Origin of the sequence: Paenibacillus sp. FSL H7-0943, from assembly GCF_037963265.1 — a bacterium.
GTDB lineage: Bacteria > Bacillota > Bacilli > Paenibacillales > Paenibacillaceae > Paenibacillus_AQ > Paenibacillus_AQ odorifer.
In genome coordinates this window covers 53,781-72,649 of record NZ_CP150148.1, presented here as the reverse complement: position 1 = coordinate 72,649, position 18,869 = coordinate 53,781, and the positions used below count along the sequence as shown (strand labels likewise).

The 18,869-nt window shown below is 47.0% G+C and carries 16 protein-coding genes; all 16 read right to left on the bottom strand.

All coding sequences use genetic code 11. The features are described 5' to 3' along the window. Positions 1-66: 66 nt before the first annotated feature. Complete coding sequence (hpt, locus tag NSQ55_RS00335) at positions 67-606, bottom strand: hypoxanthine phosphoribosyltransferase (protein WP_036678757.1); 540 nt, start codon at positions 604-606, stop codon at positions 67-69. Between the two features lie 46 nt (positions 607-652). After that, on the bottom strand, positions 653-2,095 hold the full coding sequence (gene tilS / locus NSQ55_RS00330) for a tRNA lysidine(34) synthetase TilS (protein WP_339170683.1): 1,443 nt from the start codon (positions 2,093-2,095) through the stop codon (positions 653-655). A 36-nt stretch (positions 2,096-2,131) separates the two neighbouring features. Continuing rightward, complete coding sequence (locus NSQ55_RS00325; protein WP_339170681.1) at positions 2,132-3,076, bottom strand: serine/threonine protein kinase; 945 nt, start codon at positions 3,074-3,076, stop codon at positions 2,132-2,134. Further along, entirely contained in the window at positions 3,060-3,806 is a 747-nt protein-coding gene (locus tag NSQ55_RS00320) for a VWA domain-containing protein (protein WP_038568031.1), read from the bottom strand. Before NSQ55_RS00320 ends, NSQ55_RS00325 begins: the two co-directional genes overlap by 17 nt. A gap of 661 nt (positions 3,807-4,467) precedes the next feature. Further along, on the bottom strand, positions 4,468-6,975 hold the full coding sequence (spoIIE, locus tag NSQ55_RS00315; RefSeq protein WP_076130076.1) for a stage II sporulation protein E: 2,508 nt from the start codon (positions 6,973-6,975) through the stop codon (positions 4,468-4,470). 343 nt (positions 6,976-7,318) lie between these two features. Next, on the bottom strand, positions 7,319-7,819 hold the full coding sequence (locus tag NSQ55_RS00310; RefSeq protein ID WP_036678766.1) for a S1 domain-containing RNA-binding protein: 501 nt from the start codon (positions 7,817-7,819) through the stop codon (positions 7,319-7,321). Between the two features lie 124 nt (positions 7,820-7,943). Further along, positions 7,944-8,279, bottom strand: coding sequence for a septum formation initiator family protein (locus NSQ55_RS00305; RefSeq protein ID WP_076130075.1), 336 nt, complete (start codon positions 8,277-8,279; stop codon positions 7,944-7,946). Between the two features lie 24 nt (positions 8,280-8,303). Next, positions 8,304-8,867 (bottom strand): spore cortex biosynthesis protein YabQ, encoded by a 564-nt coding sequence (yabQ, locus tag NSQ55_RS00300; protein WP_076130074.1) that lies wholly within the window; start codon positions 8,865-8,867, stop codon positions 8,304-8,306. Next, the gene (gene yabP / locus NSQ55_RS00295; protein WP_036678773.1) at positions 8,864-9,148 is read right to left on the bottom strand and encodes a sporulation protein YabP; all 285 of its coding nucleotides are present in this window, start codon (positions 9,146-9,148) and stop codon (positions 8,864-8,866) included. The genes yabQ and yabP overlap by 4 nt, the downstream gene beginning before the upstream one ends. Positions 9,149-9,307: 159 nt before the next feature. After that, a complete protein-coding gene (locus tag NSQ55_RS00290) occupies positions 9,308-9,586 on the bottom strand; it encodes an RNA-binding S4 domain-containing protein (protein ID WP_076130073.1) in 279 nt (92 codons plus the stop codon). After that, positions 9,586-9,858, bottom strand: a complete 273-nt coding sequence (locus tag NSQ55_RS00285) for an HU family DNA-binding protein (protein WP_036678778.1) — start codon at positions 9,856-9,858, stop codon at positions 9,586-9,588. The genes NSQ55_RS00290 and NSQ55_RS00285 overlap by 1 nt, the downstream gene beginning before the upstream one ends. A 289-nt stretch (positions 9,859-10,147) precedes the next feature. Continuing rightward, positions 10,148-11,647, bottom strand: coding sequence for a nucleoside triphosphate pyrophosphohydrolase (mazG, locus tag NSQ55_RS00280; protein WP_339170678.1), 1,500 nt, complete (start codon positions 11,645-11,647; stop codon positions 10,148-10,150). Between the two features lie 27 nt (positions 11,648-11,674). Continuing rightward, entirely contained in the window at positions 11,675-13,357 is a 1,683-nt protein-coding gene (locus tag NSQ55_RS00275) for a polysaccharide biosynthesis protein (RefSeq protein WP_076130071.1), read from the bottom strand. A 148-nt stretch (positions 13,358-13,505) separates the two neighbouring features. Continuing rightward, positions 13,506-14,048 (bottom strand): stage V sporulation protein T, encoded by a 543-nt coding sequence (gene spoVT, locus NSQ55_RS00270; protein WP_036678783.1) that lies wholly within the window; start codon positions 14,046-14,048, stop codon positions 13,506-13,508. Between the two features lie 255 nt (positions 14,049-14,303). Beyond that, entirely contained in the window at positions 14,304-15,356 is a 1,053-nt protein-coding gene (locus NSQ55_RS00265) for a peptidylprolyl isomerase (RefSeq protein ID WP_076282728.1), read from the bottom strand. After that, positions 15,343-18,867 (bottom strand): transcription-repair coupling factor, encoded by a 3,525-nt coding sequence (mfd, locus tag NSQ55_RS00260; protein WP_076186834.1) that lies wholly within the window; start codon positions 18,865-18,867, stop codon positions 15,343-15,345. The genes NSQ55_RS00265 and mfd overlap by 14 nt, the downstream gene beginning before the upstream one ends. Positions 18,868-18,869 lie beyond the last annotated feature (2 nt).

Here is an 18,869-nt window from a genome sequence, read left to right as displayed (position 1 = left end):
TCTTGGGACACCTCAAATAAAGGAAGTTGTGGGTATCCGATCCGTATGATCGAGGCAGTCCTTAGTTCAATTGGAATAAATCTCAGGTTTCAGTACTCCAACATATGGGAGGTTCCGATACCGCTCGGCATAATCCAATCCGTAGCCTACTACAAATTCGTCAGGTAACACGAAGCCGGTGTAGCTGGCTTCAAGATTAACAGTGCGGCCTGATGGTTTATCAAACAAGGTAACCACAGAGATAGTAGCAGCATTCCGGTTGCGGAGCAACTCAATTAAATAGCTGAGTGTAAGACCACTGTCAATAATATCTTCAACGATCAAGATATCGCGGCCTTCTACCGATACATCCAAATCCTTAATAATTTTGACTACTCCAGAGGACTTGGTGGATGCTCCATAGCTGGACACTGCCATGAAATCCATCTCAACAGGTACTGTAATGGCTTTAACCAAATCTGCCATAAATATAAACGCACCTTTTAGTACACAAATTACTAAAGGGGTACGACCTGCGTATTCTTCGCTCAGTGTTCGACCGAGTTCCTTAATTTTCTGCTGAAGTTCCTCTTCGGTGATCAATACTTCTTGAATATCGTTTTGCAACTTGCGAAACCTCCTAAGTTATACTATGAAAGACTTACTTCGACCATTACGTGACTTCGTGGTCATCCAGCTCTGCCAGAGACAATAGAAGTACGGAGGTCGTGTGCCGCCCTACTGCGGCATGCATCGAGCGTCTTACGCCCGGAATCCAGACGATATTGCCCAAACCATCACAAACGAGGGGAATCAATGACCGTTCGGAAGCAGGTATTTTATCATCAATATAAATATCTTTTACCTTTTTGCTTCCGTTTAATCCCATGATCCTTATGGTATCTCCAGGCAATCGGGATCGTATCGTCAGTGGAAAGACCAGTTCATCACGGTCAAACCAAGCCGACATCTTCCCATAATCCTCCCCCTGTACAAAAAAGTTTTCTTTCTCCAGTACCGCCATCGACATCACCTTACCTATTTCCTCCAATTTAAGCTCAGAGTCCGGTAAAAACAGACGATATGTATAGCTTGCCTGTGGCGTCGTGGGCTTGGACGAGAACAAGATACTATCATATTGCCGCACACAAGTCAGGCCTCCACCCAAATCCAAGCTCCAGGTGGTGGGATAGCTCTGCAGCGTTCCCCGACGTACAGTTTCGATCTTGGGGAAATCAAGGGCAGATAAATCCGCCGACAGATAATTTAATATTAGTTTAATCAAACGCCGTTGTAAAGCGGAGGGTATGGCAGCAAATGAAGCTCTGTTAAAGGTGTATTTCCCATCCCCTTCCGAAACTAGCTCTTCAAAGCATTTTGCCGCAGACGTCTCCATATACTCATCTTCAGCTCCCGCAATTTCCGCAAGCTGTACGAGGGATTGCCTCACTCTGCCATTATACTTTTCCAGAAAAGGGAGAACTTCCAAACGAATGGCATTTCGCTTGTATTTCGTCAGCAGATTGGTGGCATCCTCAGCATAAGTGAAACCTTCATTTTGGCATAACCCTAAAAGTGCTGTTTTGTTAATACGTAGGAATGGGCGAATGAGTTCCACCTTTTTTTCTGTTCTTTTCCACTTGATACCCGACAGTCCAGATAAGCCACTTCCGCGTAATAGACGCATAACTACAGTTTCTGCCTGATCATCAGCATGATGAGCCAGAGCAACAGAACGCGCCCCATATCGGTGTGCCGTATCAATCAGAAATTCGTACCGCTTCTCACGTGCAGTACCCTCAGGACCAAGTCCACTCTCTTTAGCCAAGGAGGGAATATCGAATTCCGCAAACTCAAAGGGCAGTCCCAGTTCTTCAGCCATACCACGTACGAGCTCTGCCTCTTCCTTTGACTCCGGCCTAAATCCATGATTCACATGAGCACATATTAAGGTAAGCGGTATAAATTTTAAAGATATTTCATGTAAAACATGCAAAAGAGCCACAGAATCCGGGCCGCCGGAAACTGCGACTACAATGGTGTCATGGGGCGCCCACAGCTCATGCTCGGCTGCTGACTCCAATACAGACTCCACCAGTCCATTCATTTGCTCCATATGCGCCCCCCTCTCTCTCCAACTATATGTATGAGTTCAAAAACGGAATACCCAATAAATCGTAAAGGCGAGCAAAAACAAAGACAATGCGAATGCATTTTTTAACCACCGGGGGGTGTCCATACTATCCGGGCGCTTTCTGCGCGAGTTATAAATATGGTTTCGCCAGACCTCAGTAGCATCCGCAGAGCCTGAGAACCCCCCTTTTAACGCCATACAAATCCAGGAGGATAGTTTCTTATTGGGTAAATTTCTAGCCAGCTTAAATAATTCGTCCACACTTCTCGTCTGCGGCAGCTGTAAGGCTGCCTTTTTGAGCCCTTCTTCATTGAGCAAACGAAGACACAGCACAGCAAATGCGAAAAGATCGTAACCCTCATCGCTGACTCGACTGCCCGCATTCCAGAAACCACGATCATGCCATTCGGTAAACTGCTTCACGCTACGACCAATAGGGCTTGTGCCCCCAAAGTCGATCAGTTCCACTTCACCGTATTTAGATACCATGACGTTCTCGGGCTTCAAATCACCGAACACAAATCCACATTCATGCAGTGTGCGCAGCTTTTCAAGCAGACCAAGACCTACCAGGCCTAACCAATCGGGACCGTTTTTCGATAAAAAATGATGCAGCGGTTTGCCTTCAACATACCTCATCACATAGAAGGGGATATTATCCCCATTCGCAAAATCATCCGCTTCCAAAAAATAAGAAGACAATGGATTCTCACGACGAGCCCGATGTTCATTCCGCTTTCGTCGCGATTGCAGCGAGGTCAGTACATTGATCTCCGATTGAAGTTCAAGTGTATCGTATCCGATTTTTAGCGCGTACCTTTCCCGTCTGCCTTCTCTTTGCACAAGATATACGGTTCCGTTCGCGCCCCTTCCCAGCATCCGCTCAACGACATAACGGTTACCCCGCCATTTGCCGTTAATTAAGGTACCAGTAGGATAGGACGGATTAGACGACATACCCACCAATCATCCCTTCTCTTTCGTCGTGGTCATCGCTTAGTCGGCGTCCACGATGTTCATCCAGTGTATCATAACGATAATGTTCAAGCACCTTGAAAATAGCTGGGCCAGTCGGTGTTGCGCCTCTCATGTGTAATTTAGAGAATAGCGTACGAATACCTGACATGTCATGCGTCCAATCTAGATCAAGCTTGGCATCTTCACTGCTGTTATTTCCGGGAAAATGAAACACAGCAATCTCACTCTTGCCTTCCCGCGCTTCTAAACTGAGCGCCAAATCGCGAATTGCATCTTCGACAGCACCCAGTTTAGGCTTCATACTGGCACTGGCATCGATAAGAAGTGCAATGCGCAGCGGCGTTGTTTCTGTGAGTTCATCTACAACTGTAACAACCTGTGAACGTTGAACAGGAGGCAGCTGATCCAGTGAGCCATCGCCTAGTATCTTTTTTACCTCTTTATTAACCGCCTGCTGGATCGTCTGAACCACGGTCTTGCGTGTCATCATCTGAATCGTCTGCGCCAGTTGTGGTGTTCCGACTATTCGGCTAAGGCCTCCCCCGGCCTTGGCAATGTCGGCAATCTCCCGGCTGCCGATTTCACCGATCGTACCATAATCAACTACACCGACCACATTTACGGTGATTCCCTCCTGCAGGGCATGCGCCGCTGCCAACACCGGACTTTCTCCTACATTCGAACAACCGTCAGTAATGAGCATAATTTGCTTCATAACCCTCAACTCCCCCTTTGTTTGAACCTCTGTTTCTAGCATATCCAGAAATGAGAGATTTCAAACGGTCGATATTAAGTGTGGGAATTTCGATCAAATAGGGGGGGGTAGTGAATAGGGGAACTGCGAGAAATGTTTGGGCTTTCGATCGCTGTTGTCCTCAGATTCCTTGATTAGAACCGCCTCTCGCGGTTGGAATCCGAGGACAAAGGCGAACGCTCCGCTTCTACAGCTCCAAACTTTCTCTCCGTTCCATACCTTCACTAGTAAACAGTTTAGATCTACAGACTCCGTCCCAAGTCAACCGACCATTGAAACGAGAATAGTAGAGGCCGGCGAGTTACACATCACGGACTCGCCTCGACTGCCTCCATTAGCACGACGCCTTACGCGTGCTACAAACTCACAAGCAACACGACGCTTCGCGCGTGCCCCCAAGCAGCACGACGTCTTACGCGTGCTACAAACTCACAAGCAACACGACGCTTCGCGCGTGCCCCCCAAACAGCACGATATCTTACGCGTGCTACAAACTCACAAGCAACACGACGCTTCGCGCGTGCCCCCCAAACAGCACGATATCTTACGCGTGCCTTAAACTATACAAGCAACACGACGCTTCGCGCGTGCCCAACATTAAAACCTACTAAACCTAAAATAACTAACTTACCGTACGCGGACGCTCCATACGGCCGATGCCCGGCATATGCAAGCTGGACCATTCCGGATGGAAATGATCAAGACGGCTGACGACAATAGTCATGTCATCAAGGATCTCATTGCCCTGATAACGGATCACTTTCTCCAACAGGCTGTCCGCTAAATCCTGAGGATCATCACCCTCAAGCTCTTGGATCATCCGTTTCATCCATATCTCCTTATTAACGGCATATCCAGGCGCATCATAAATACCATCGGTCATCATAATTAAAATATCGCCGGGGCGAAGCTGCATACTGATTAAATCCACATCAATATCTTTAATGATTCCTATCGGCAGATTGCTAGAGGTTATTGGAATGACCTCACTCCCCCTCCGGATGAAGCTTGGTGCTGAAGCAATCTTCATAAACGTTGTCTGCGCAGAATATTGATCGATTAAAGCCATATCGACAGTAGCATAGAATTCATCAGGAGAGCGTAATAAAAGAATTGAGTTGACCGACTTTACAGCCAGCTTCTCATCCATTCCGGATTGCAGCAGCTTTTCTAACATGCCGAGTGCGGCACTGCTCTCCATCCTTGCCCGTTCACCATTCCCCATACCATCACTAATGGATACTGCAAAAGTGCCATTTCCAAGCTCTACGGTACTGAAGCTATCGCCAGACAGCATATCCCCACCTTTAGAAACAACTGCCACACCCGTGTTTACCTCAAAGGCTTTGGCTGAACCAAAGGTAACCATGGAGAGTCCTTCCCGGGGATGAACCGCCGTCTCACTCATGACAGCAATATTCTCATCCAGAATGTCGGAGAGGAGTGGGGCAATCATTTTACGGCATTCATCAAAACCGCGATTATAAGCGTGCACTACTTCTATTTCTACGCGTCCTGGGTCCAGACTTAAAATTTCAATGCCATGAATAGACAGTCCCAATTTCTCAAGAGCCTCGCGGATTTGCGCTTCCTGCCGATACATGGCCTGTCCCTCACGCTTAATTTCCTTGGCCAAGTCTTCCATAACCTGTGACACGCCTGACAGCTGCTCGGCAACAAATTGGCGACTATCGTATATTTGTCTTTTCCACCGCATATCATGTTGGTAGAGATCATATTGTCCCTTCATGACCTCAAGCACTTCTCCGGTTTTGCCACAAATACGGCTCCATTCCGGTGGCAGCTGAGCAGCCGTAATATCAGGGCATTCCTCAACAGTTGTCATCATATCTGTCATGTATCTATATGTCTGATAGAATTTTGCATCCCAGCAGTGGGTACGGCGAATGCATCCAGCGCAGGCGCCTTCTGTGACCGTATTCATAAAATCTTCCATTTCACGATCCGATTTGCCCACTTCTCCGGCACGTGGAATCTGACCAAAGCTACTGGAGAGCTGTTGGAATACCTGTGAGAATTGAGTGACCCGTTCTGCAGTCAGATCCCTGACCCTGCGGGCATATTCATGTTGAGATCGGCTATGATCTGACGTGCCCGGTACATATTTTGCAATCGCCGATATCATCGCCTTAGGCGTTATTAGAAACAGCACTATTGCTGCGCAGGTCTCCCATGTTGAGGCCATCATATCACCCGGACCCGTAAAATAGACGGAAAGGATCGTTGATCCTAGCAACATGCCAATAGATACCGCACCCTTTCGCCCACCCTGCATCATTCCCGCTAGCATTCCGGAAAAAGCAAGCAGACTCATCTGATAGATAGCACTGATATCGGCCAGGCTGAGGATCAACCCCGTCACCACCCCAACAGCTGCACCGAGGGGAGCGCCCCCCGCCATGGCAAAGAGCAGAATTAAATAACGAGACAATATATGCTCTAATGACCAACCATTAAGGGTCCAGCCCACAAGGCCTGTCATTACGGAGGCTAACAGAATAATAAGGCATAAAACCTCCTCGTTCCTCAGCGATCTGCTTTTTTGTTTGTAAGTTAGTAGAGGAAGTGCCTGAATGAACACAAGGGTAAGAACAAACCCAAGTAAAGCATCCAGAGTTGTCATCATAAAGGGGTACCAGGAAAGAGACGGTCCGAGAACAATCTTGAACAGGCCAACCATAAACGAGGATACGAATACCATAAGGGGTGCATAAGACAAATCTATTCGTTCGAAACTTTCAAGCCCTCTATAAACAAGAAAAAATATAATTAGTTCAGCCGTAGTAACCAAGGCACCCGGAAACGGAGTGAAGAGACTTCCAGCTATAATAGCACCTGCTACAGGTAACATAGAGTCTCGACGCATAAACACAATGACGGCAAAATATGCGACAGCAAAAGGGGACAGCTCGTCCAGAATCATAGCTCTTCCTAGCAGAAACCCCATAAAGCTTAACAGAAGCATCCACTTCTTCGCTGTTATAAGCTGAATATAACGCTGCTTCTGACCCCAAGCTATAATACGCGTGCCTAAGGCTTGTCTCTGCTTCTTATCTTCGCTTCCCACTCTTGTCCACTCTGGCAAATTCACCACATTGCTTTTACTCATTTCCCTACACCACCCGTTTAAGAATTTATGGTTCTCATTATATAGCGGGTCATTTGAGAAAGTTTGTCAGAAATGGAGGGACAGTCATAAGAAATTTCCGACAAAAAAGCCTTTGTTCATTATTCCTAAAAAAATAGATCGATCCCTTGCGGCGCAGTAGGTTGCTTCTCCTTAAGCTTGTTTCCAGTGCAGTTTTAGGCGCAAGCCTGGCGGTCATTCGCCAGCGATTGCCCTAGAGTTATGTGAGAATGACATGGATGCTGTCGGCAAGTTTATATGACACGACAAAAAAACCGCAAGGGCGAAATGCCCTTGCGGTTATTTATGATGTACAGGTATTGGATTATACGCGTTTGGCTCCACGGCCTCCGCGCTTTCCTTCTGTGTTCTTCTTAATCGAAGATATCCGTTCTTCGCTGTCTTTCAGGAATCGCGACATTTTATCCTCGAATGAAGGTTTACCGGCTGCAGGCTTAAATGGACGCCCACCCCGTTCACGATTGAATCCACCGCCGCCTCCACCACTGCCGCCACCGCCGCCGAAACGGTCTCCGCCGCTAGGACGTTCTGGTCTTGGAGCTCTAGGCGGACGTACTTCCGATGCTGGCTTGTCAACAGCCTGCTTAATGGAAAGTCCGATCTTGCCGTCCTTATCGACGTTGATCACCTTGACGGTTACTACATCACTAATCTTCAGATGATCGTTAACATCCTTGACGTAATTATCGGCGATTTCCGAGATGTGAACGAGACCTGTGACACCTCCTGACAGATCCACAAATGCTCCGAAATGCGTGATGCCTGTCACTTTGCCTTCTAACTTGGTGCCCACTTCAATTGCCATAGAATAAAATGATCCTCCCTTAAAAATATACAGACGAATATTAAGGTCATCCTGTCTGCGGTGATTTGATTATACAGTAAAGAGCAAAGCAAGGCAACAGAGTAAAAGCCTCTTTTAGCCGGTATTATTGCTCTGATTGCTCTGTTCGAATAGGAGTTTCCCCTTGAGGATAGATATTGTACCATTTACGCGCTAATTGGCCAATATACTCATCATCATTAAGTCTGGACACTTCATATTTCAGTTGATTCAAAGATGCTGTGACGCTCTCACTAGTCTTTTGTTTCTTGGCGAGTTGCTCGCCCTTGTCCGTAATTGCCGCACTTTGATTGAAGTAAGTATAACCCGCCCAGCCAAAAAATACTGCCACAAAGAGAATCCACATGACTCTTCTTCTCTTCGCGCCTGCGGCCGAATTTTTGCTGGGATTACTTTTCTCTTCCGCAGTGAATCTGTTCATGCAGCGTACCCCCTAATTCAAAGGTCAGCGTTTCCGCCATTTGGTAATCCATCCAGTAATCTTCACGATCCAGGCGCTATGCTTAAGCCGAGATAACCATGGAGAAATCCACCTTACTGGTAATACCCAAATTGGCTTCGTTAGACGCAGCAGAAGCTTAAAGATGAATAATAGAATACGACCTAGCAGCACTAGCAACCCTATAATAAGGCGCCAAAGCCAGCGAAGAGGTTTACCTATTAGAATCTCCACAAGTCTCCATAGCAATCTGCACATATACTGAACCGATTGAATTAACATTAACACAAAACGCCGCACCGTAACACTGAAGATCAAAAAATAGATCCATATTCCTAGAAATAAACCTAAAAAGACATAAAATCGCAATTGCCCCTGATTTCCGGCATAGAGCATTCTAAAAACAAACAAAGCAGCACAAAGCCAATACAGCAGGTCAAGCATGGCATTCAGCCATTTGGGAAAATTGAACTTGAGCGACAGCACCCGGTAGCTGTCATAGGCCAGTCCCATTGTCACCCCGGCCAATATCATGTAGAACAGCGTCAGCCACTGAACTGCAGGATTCATTTAAATAGCTTACCGAGTAGACCTTTATTTTTGCCCTGCGATCCGGGATCTAGATAAATCAGGGAATGTACATTGCCCTCCAAGGACAACAGTCCATTCTCCAGACTTAAATTTTTGATATGTAAATGATTCCCGCGAATGGTGAGATGGCCGAGTTCTGTACGAAGCAAAAATTCCTCGCTATCAAAGCTCTCCACATTTTGCACGCCCGTCAACTCTAGCTGTTTACGACTGCGCATGTGCAGATCATGCTGTTTATTTACCTTTCCTGGCTCGATCATAGCATGTACCCCTCCTTCTTACCTCTAATCTATGGCAGTAGAAGAAGTTATAGAACATTCCAATCCACTAAAATAAGAGAGATAAAAAAAGAAAAAAGAAGGCACAACTCTACAATATGTAAAGTTGTGCCTTCTTATTTACTATTAACTATGTTACTCCTACCAGTCCAAGCCGGTGCTTTTGGCAACAGGCTCTTCCCGAAGTAGAGTATACATACCAGCGGCTTCGTCCTTGCGTGTCGTTTCGACTAGCTTTTCGACTTTGACCGTTACAAGCTTTTGTCCAAATTGCACAGTAATCTCGTCACCGATCTTAACTGCACTACTTGGCTTAGATTCCCGCCCGTTAATCAGCACCCGGCCTTGTTCGGACACATCCTTGGCCACTGTACGGCGCTTGATTAATCGGGACACTTTCAGGAATTTGTCAAGACGCATTAGTTAACGGCTTCTTTAAGCTTGTTACCAGCTTTGAATGCCGGTACAGTTGATTCTGGAATTTCAATCGTTGTGCCCGTTTGCGGGTTGCGACCAGTACGTCCTGCACGTTTACGAGTTTCGAATGTACCGAAACCGATCAGTTGAACTTTATCGCCTTTTGCCAAAGCTTCTGTGATCTCACCCAAGAATCCGTTCAATACTGCTTCTACATCTTTTTTTGCCAATCCGTTTTTCTCGGAAATGTTGTTTACCAAATCTGTCTTGTTCATAATTTAAAGTTCCTCCTAGGATACGAAAAAATAAATGAAACGAGATTCACCGCCATATTATGGGGCAAGCCGTCATTTCGTCTTTATGATATTCTTGATGTCATCTTAAAATCCTGCCACGAATCGTCGTTTTTTAAAAAAAGAAACAGTTATTTCTCAGAAATCGTCGCAGAATCTATTCTATAGCACTATTAAACTACTCGCCATAATCTAAATCAGAGATGAATGCTACTTTCACAGCATTGCCTCATCTTAAGGTCCGTATACCGTACATAGTCTGAGAAAATCACTATACTTTTCGTTCCTCAGTCTTTGCCTCCTGCCACAACTCTTCCATCTCTTCCAAGCTGCTATCCTCTACACTCATACCCTTGGCTCGCAGACTCTGCTCGATATACTGAAACCGACGCACAAATTTGCGGTTGGTCCGGGTTAAAGCTTCTTCCGGATCTGCGCCAATAAATCGGGCAACATTGGTAACAGCAAATAATAGATCGCCCAGCTCCAGGATTTGATCCTCGGCGGCTGCATCAGTATCGATGGCTTCTTGCAACTCTTCTATTTCTTCACGAACCTTAGCTAAGCAATCCGTAGCGTTTTCCCAATCAAAGCCCACCTTGGATGCTTTTTTCTGAAGCTTGTACGCCTTCATAAGAGCAGGCAAATCACGCGGAACCCCACTGAGGGCGGATAATTCCTCTGGCTTCACGCCTTTACGCCGCTTCTCCTCTGCCTTCATGCCCTCCCAATTGATCAGAGCTTCTTCAGCATCATTCGCATTCTTGTCACCAAATACATGGGGATGGCGGAAGATAAGCTTATCATTCAGTCCTTCTATGACGTCAAATACGTTAAACGTGCCCAGCTCCTCTTCCATTTGGGAGTGCAGCATGATCTGCAGCAAAAGATCGCCCAGCTCCTCTTTCATATGGTCTGGGTCATCCTCATCAATCGTCTCAAGCACTTCGTAGGTTTCTTCGATTAGATTTTTACGCAAAGATTCATGAGTCTGCTCCCGATCCCACGGACAACCGTCCGGACTGCGCAAAATATCGACAATCTCATGCAAGCGAGCGAAAGTACGATTTCTTAGCTTCTCCTCACGATTCGCAGGTACATAGACCAGAGACAAATTGCCATAACCCTCAAGCCGATCCAATTCGTATAGAGGAACAGTCACAATGTTTTCTTCGTTCTCCACGCCAAGGGCATGACCCACCACCACTTCATATTCGGGCGGATACAGCTCCATCAGACATAACTTTGTCTCCGAAGCTGTAAAGCTGTCATAAACCTGGCCAATCAGAGTATGCAATTCAGGTTGAAGCTGAGCGCTGCGAATGCCTGAAGCATCTAATAACTGGAAGCCTTCAATAGGGTCGAACCCCAGTCGCACAAACGCCTCGTCCAGAAAACTCTCCCCGCCTAATATTTGCAGTTCTATTCCTTCTTCCGGGCAACGCTGACGCAGCTGTGAAACAGCTGACTCTGCAACCATGGGATGCCCCGGAACCGCATAGACAATATCTGTACCCTCTGCGGCGGAGCGAGCCTCTTCAATCAATTTTGAAGTAATTGCGGCATAAACCTCAGGAAACGAAGCTAATGTTTCATACAGTCCATCAAAGGATTGCGTGGCAATTTCAAGCTCGGTGAGAGCAGCCATGACTGGATGCTCTTGGGTACGAACGTAGACAACGGATGCTGCCTTCAGTTTTTTTATAATTCCTAGTGTCAGCCGATCGGGATTACCTGACCCGAGACCAACAACTGTTAATGTTGCACTCATATCTGTTCCTCCTTTTAAGCGGGTTAATTATGGAAATAAACGCAGCTTTTTGAACTTGTCCGCCAGAGACGGGCCGATGCCCGGAAGCTGGCGAAGCTCGCTTTCGCTGAGCAGCCGCAGCACCACCGCGCCTACGGCAAAGACAACGCAGCCTGCGAGCACCCCGAGCAGGCTCTGCGCCAAGCTGGCGGTGCGTCCGCCGCCGATGCCAGCGGCCGTAGCCGCGGCGCCAGTGCCCCAGCTGGCAGCTGCGGCGGCAAGAGCCAGGCCCGCTGTGAGCAGCGCGGGCCGTGCCAGGGCATCTGCGAGGCGAAGCCGCAGATGGCCCTGGCGGTACAGCAGCAGCACGTTAAGCGCTGCTGCGAACGAATGCGCGGCCACGCCAGCGATGGCCGCGCCGGTAATGCCCTGCTGCGGAACCAGCAGCAGGTTCAGGGCCGCCTTGAGCAGCGCGGCGGCCAAAAGGTGCAGGGCCGGGGCGCGCACGTAGCCGAGGCCCTGCAGGAGCGCAGCAGAGATGATGCTGACTGTACCGCCAACAGCGGTAAAAGCCAGCCAAGTCATTGTGCTGCTGCCAGCGGTATCGCCGTAAAGAGCCATATTAATCGGCTCAGCAAGCACTGCAAGACCCGCTGAGGCCGCTAGACCTAACAGCCAGAACCAACGCAGCGACAAGCTGCAGCGGGTCTCAATCAGCTTCATATCTCCCTTGTACTTCGCTTCCGCCAAAGCTGGAATGAACACAACAGACAGTGAGGTGGCAATCATCGTTATAATCTGCACAAGTGGCAAACCCCGATTGTACACACCAAACTGGGCCATCGCAGCTACTTCACTTCCGTCAGACGACAGCAGTCGAGGCACAGTGAATACATCTACAAGACCGATAAGAGGCATAGCCAGTGCACCTAGCATTACGGGAATTCCATAAGCCAGCAGTGTACCTGCTTTAATGCCCATAAACCCTTGTTTGGAACCTAGTCCATGTCCTGCATCCAGCGCTCTTACACGCTGACTTTCGACAGCAGCAGCTACTTCAGCAGCAGCTTCCTGTTTTACCCTCCGGCGGTGACGTCTCAAGTACAGCAGCATAATTACAAGCCCTGCGGCTCCCCCTCCGGCAGAACCAAGCAGCGCGCCAGCAGCGATACTCTCGGCTCCTGCTCCCTGCGAAGTGAGATATAACAGAAGAATAATCATCACTGTAACCCGTACAGACTGCTCTACAATCTGTGACACGGCTGTAGGAACCATATTATGCAGCCCCTGAAAGTACCCGCGTATGGCCGACATGACAGGGACAACAGCCAGACCCCAGGCGCTTGTCCGCAAGGCAGGCATTACATGTGAGTTACCTACCCATTCGGCAATGATGGGTGCACCTGCATAGGTGATGGCGCCGATAATCAAGCCGCTGATGCCTGTAATTAGCGCGGATAATAGTAGAATCCGGCGGCCTTCTTCATCGCGTCTCCCAGCCGAAGCTTCGGCGACAAATTTGGAGATCGCCGCAGGCAGACCTAGCATAGCTACCGTTAACAGCATCGTATACAAGGGATACACTGTGTTGTATATACCAAATACAGCATCTCCGCCTAGATTTTGCAGCGGAATTTTTTGAAGTGTGCCAATAAGCTTTGAGATAATGGCCGCGGCACTAAGGATAAATGCGCCTTGCAGCAATCGTGATGTTTGTGTATTAGATTTCATATAATACCTGCTTCTACAACTTTGATGGGATGAATTTCTATATTATAACGTATGTATGCCCACAAGTAGAAACGGTTTTGTGTAAACGACAAAACCCCGTTTGCCCTTTGTATATCTTACCAAAAGGAAAGCGGGGTCTAAATTAAGATTACTGCTCCATTTGTTTGCCCAGGAAAGCGGCAGCCGTTTCGGCCATTTTTATTTCCATTTGCGCCATCTTCGCCGAATCATCCTTGCTCACCATCACTACACAACCAATAGGATCTCCACCGGAAATGATCGGTGAGGCTACATATGAGGACACCAAATCCGGATGATCTTTAGCAATTTCATAACTGCCTTCATTGGTTTCTAACACAGTCTTACGGCTGTCCATGACTTTCTCCAGCAGCACTCCTACCTGTTTCTCCAAATAATCTTTTTTGGAGCCGCCTGCAAGGGCAATGAAGGTGTCACGATCAGCAATCATCGTAATGTGTCCAGTACCTTCGAACAATGACTCCGCGTACTCTTTTGCAAAGTCACCCAACTCACCAATCGGAGAATATTTCTTGAGAATGACTTCACCGTCCCGATCGACGAATATTTCCAGTGGGTCTCCTTCTCTAATACGAAGAGTACGTCTAATTTCTTTGGGAATAACCACGCGTCCGAGGTCATCAATACGGCGAACAATTCCAGTAGCTTTCATTTCACATGTGCCCCGCTTTCTTAAGAAGTATGGTCTTACTACTGTCCATTATGGGAAAGGATAATCCCAGTGATTTATCGTAATATCTGACCATAGTATTCATCTCTTCCCAGATCCTTATACATAAGCTGACATGTATTAATATCTGCATCAAGATAAAGGTAGTTCTACAACCCTTTCTGCGAAATAAAAAGCCATCTTCACTTTAAGTGAAGATGGCTTTTCTAAGGTAAGCTTGTCCATATTTACCGATGTTTATTCAGCGGCATCTGTAGCACTTGGAGAAGCACTTGGGGATGCGCTTGGAGCTGTAGTGGCTTCTGTTCCACTATTTGTTCCGGTTTCATCTGCGGCAGCAGAGCTTTTTGGCAGATTGATGTTCTCAATAATGGCTTCCAGATCCTTTTCCATGAACGTTTCTAGGTTCTTGGATACAATTGAGCTCTTAATGCCTTCTTTTTGCTCATCCGTTAACTGGTCAAAAGTCTTGTCTGTACGGGACTCCACCTTGATGATGTGGTAACCGTAAGAAGTTTCTACAGGATCACTGATGGTATTTAGAGGCAAGGTCTGAGCAGCCTTCTTAAACTCCTCCACATAAGTGCCTACAGCTTTATCTTTATATTCTCCGCCTGCCTCTTTAGAGCCAGTATCGTCAGAATATTCCTTAGCGATGGCTGCGAAATCAGCACCGCCATCCAGCTTCGCCTTAACTTCTTTCGCTATTTTAAGCGCTTCTTCGCTGGTACGCTCTTTGTTGTCTGCATCTGTCAGACCAATTAGCACATGACGCAGTGTGGCAACCGTAAAGTCGCCTTTAGTCGCTTCGAATTCTTTGACAACTTCATCATCAGTCACTTTAAGCAGCATATCCTGATAAACTGTCAGCACACGCTCCATATAAGTACGAATATCTTTCTCTGTAACGTCAGCATCTTTCAATGTCTTCTTATAGGTATCGCCCAACTGTTCCTTAATGCTTGCGATTTGAGTATCGGCTTCTTTCTCCGCTTGCTTTTTCGCTTCATCCGTTGCTTGGGAAGCCAAATATTCAAAGCCCACTTCTTGCTTCAGAATGGACTCCTTAAACGCATCGATCTCTAAATATTGCGCTTGTTGTGGAGAGAGAAATTTCATGATTTTCTGATCCATTGCAAATTCCTTTTGTGTAATCGTTCCACCTTTATAAGTGGCCACAGCTTGATTATCATCCGCACTATTTCCACATGCTGCTAGCATAGAAAAGGAAACTGCCGCTGCCAATGAAACGAGCAGCACTTTCCATGATTTTGTTTTATTTAACGACATTGTGTAGTTCTCCCTTCGATTTAAAAGACTGTTTAGCTTCCTTAAGAAACTGTTCAAGCAAGTCAAGCAGCTGTTTATCACTTAAATCTTTCGATTTGACCCGGATACTGGCTTTCGCATCCCTATCAAATTGTACACGTCTTTCGAAGCTATTTCCAACTTTGGCGAGTTTCGCTGTGTCTAAAGCGCCGAGACTTCCCTCATAGAAATTCAAGGTAACATCATCTCCGCGTCTAATCATGGAATCAATGCCATACATTTTTCCATACACTTTCAAACGAGCGACCGATAGTAGATTCACCACGGCTTCAGGTAACTCACCGAACCGATCCAAGAGCTCATCTTCAAGCTCGGAAGCATCATCGAAGGAGGTTACTGCCGCCACTTTTTTATAAATTTCAATTTTTTGGATACTGTCGTAAATATACTCTGACGGCAGATACGCGTCAATCGACAAATCAATGACTGTATTGCCTTCTTTCAGGGATGTATCTTCCTCCCCAAGCACAGTAACCTTACGCTTACGAATTTCCTCCGCCAGCATTTGTGAGTACAGATCAAACCCCACGGATGCGATAAAGCCATGCTGCTCTGCACCCAGCAAGTTACCTGCACCGCGAATAGACAGATCTCGCATCGCTATTTTGAAACCAGAGCCCAGCTCCGTAAATTCCTTAATAGACTGCAGACGTTTCTCTGCAACCTCTGTCAGAACCTTGTCCCGTTGATACGTGAAATAAGCGTAAGCGATCCGATTGGACCGGCCTACACGTCCACGCAGCTGATAGAGCTGAGACAAGCCCATTTTATCCGCATCATGCACAATAAGTGTATTAACGTTCGGAATATCTACGCCCGTCTCAATAATACTTGTGCTGACGAGCACATCGTATTCTCCGTCAAGGAAATCGAGAATGGTCTTCTCCAGCTCAGATTCCGACATTTGACCATGTCCGATGCCAACTCTAGCCTCAGGAACAAGCATAGAGATTTGAGCAGCCATTTCTTGAATGCCCTGCACACGATTATAGAGATAATAGACTTGACCACCACGAGCTAATTCCCGCTCTACAGCTTCCCGCGTAAGGGTCTGGCTATGCTCCACTACATACGTTTGCACAGGGAATCTGTTCTCTGGCGGGGTCTCAATGACAGACAAATCCCGCACTCCGAGCATCGACATATGTAGCGTACGAGGAATTGGAGTTGCAGTCAGCGTAAGAACGTCTACATTCGTTTTCAGTTTTTTCAGCTTTTCTTTATGAGTCACGCCGAAACGCTGTTCTTCATCCACAATTAATAACCCCAGATCCTTGAATACAAGGTCCTGAGATAACAGACGATGTGTACCGATAACTACATCGACAGTTCCTGCCCTAACGCCTTTAATCGTCTCGTTCTGCTCTTTACGGCTGCGGAAACGACTTAAGACCTGAATATTAAGCGGGTAATTAGCGAAACGTTCCCGGAAGGTCTCATAATGCTGCTGAGCCAAAATCGTTGTCGGGACTAGCACCGCCACCTGTTTACCTTCAATCGCTGATTTAAAAGCCGCCCGAATAGCCACTTCAGTCTTACCATACCCAACATCACCGCAAAGCAATCGGTCCATTGGCCGGTTTTGTTCCATATCCTTCTTAATCTCTTCGATAGCCCGAAGCTGATCTCGGGTCTCCTCGTAAGGGAACATTTCTTCAAATTCATGCTGTTCCTGTGTATCCTTTTCAAAACCATATCCTGCGGCACTTTGGCGCTCAGCATATAGCTTTATCAAATCATCAGCAATATTCTGAACGGAGGAACGAACCTTATTGGTCACTCGTGTCCATTCATTGCCGCCTAGCTTATATACTTTCGGCTCTTTATCTTCGGAACCGACATATTTCTGAATCAGGTCAATCTGCTCAATCGGAACTGAGAGCTTATCGCCGCCAGCATACAGAATATGCATGTAATCACGGTGAATACCGCTGACCTCAAGCGTGCCGATTCCCATATATTTTCCGATACCATGGTTCTGATGGACGACATAATCACCGATTTTCAGCTCTGTGTAACTCTTGATCCGTTCTGCGTTATCTATTCCTTTGGAGATCTTCCGTGCCTTCCGCTGCTTCTGAGAGAACATTTCTCCCTCAGTTATAACAGCTAGATGAATAGAGGGCAGCTCAAAACCAGAACCCAGATTTCCTTGTACAATCATCGGCTCGTTAATGCCGTAATCATAAAGAACTCTGCGCACTCGTTCAATCCGTTCCTCACTGCTCGCAAGCATCATTACCTTAACACCGGACTTCTGCCAACGCTCCATCTCCGATTTCAGCACATTCATCTGGCCATGGAAATCCTGCATTCCACGACTGATAAACCCAAGAATGTTCTGAGGCTGAATATGCGGAACCTGACGTAAAAAGATTGACATAAACAGGCTTTGGAACGGGCGCTGATACATAACAACATCCGTATCGACAGAGAGATCTAGATCCGGCAATGATTTGCCATTTTGCAGCAAATGCAGATTCCATTCCGATTCATCCCGTTCAAGCTGTCTCGCCGTTTCGAGCAGTCTTGTCGGCTCATCTAGAATAAGAATGGTATCCTGGGCCATGTAATCAAATAAATGAGAGCGTTCAGGATATAAAAGACTGATATATTTATAGATCTCCGGGAAATAAGTACCTTCCCGCAGCATTTCCAGCTCACGGCCAATTTCTTCCCGCAGCCTAAGCTTCGCCTGGCGATCCGCCATCTTCTCCAACTGTCGCTCCATCATAGCTGAGGCTTCAGCAGAAGCAGATTCCTGGCGCAATCTACTAGCTATAATCTCTTTAGCCGGTGTAATCTTCACACTACGTACCTTATCAATAGAACGCTGATCCACTGGATCAAAAGTTCTTATGGAATCAACCTCATCGTCAAATAACTCAACCCGATAAGCAAAAGGAGATGTCATTGGATAAAAATCAATTATTCCACCCCGTACGCTCAGTTCACCACGATTTTCAACCCGCTCTACTCTTTCATAGCCCATTTCAATCATGGACATCAAAAATTCATCCAGAGCAAGCGTTCCATCTTGGGAAACGGTGACTTGTGCCTCTGCCATAACCTCTGGGGCTGGCAGCAATCTACGCACTCCTGAGTAAGGAACTACAACAATACCACGGAAGCCCTGAGCGCATTTGGTCAGCACATCTATACGCTGAGCCAGTGTCTCTGGGCTTGATACAGCCGCTTCTGCAGCCACTAGTTCATTGGCGGGATAGAGCAGAACCCGGTCAGGGGAAAGCGCTTCCTGCAAATCATCGGCCATCTTCTGGGCCGAAAACATATTATGAGTCACTACAAGTAAGGGACGAGTTGTCTCTTCATGTAATGCTGCAAGCATAATCTGTCTAGCAGAACCTGTAAGCCCCGAAATGAGCTGCTCTTTCATACCTGCAGCAACACCATGGGTGATAGACTGGAAATCGGGATCCTTGGAAAAAGCTTCTATAAGACCTTGTAACAACA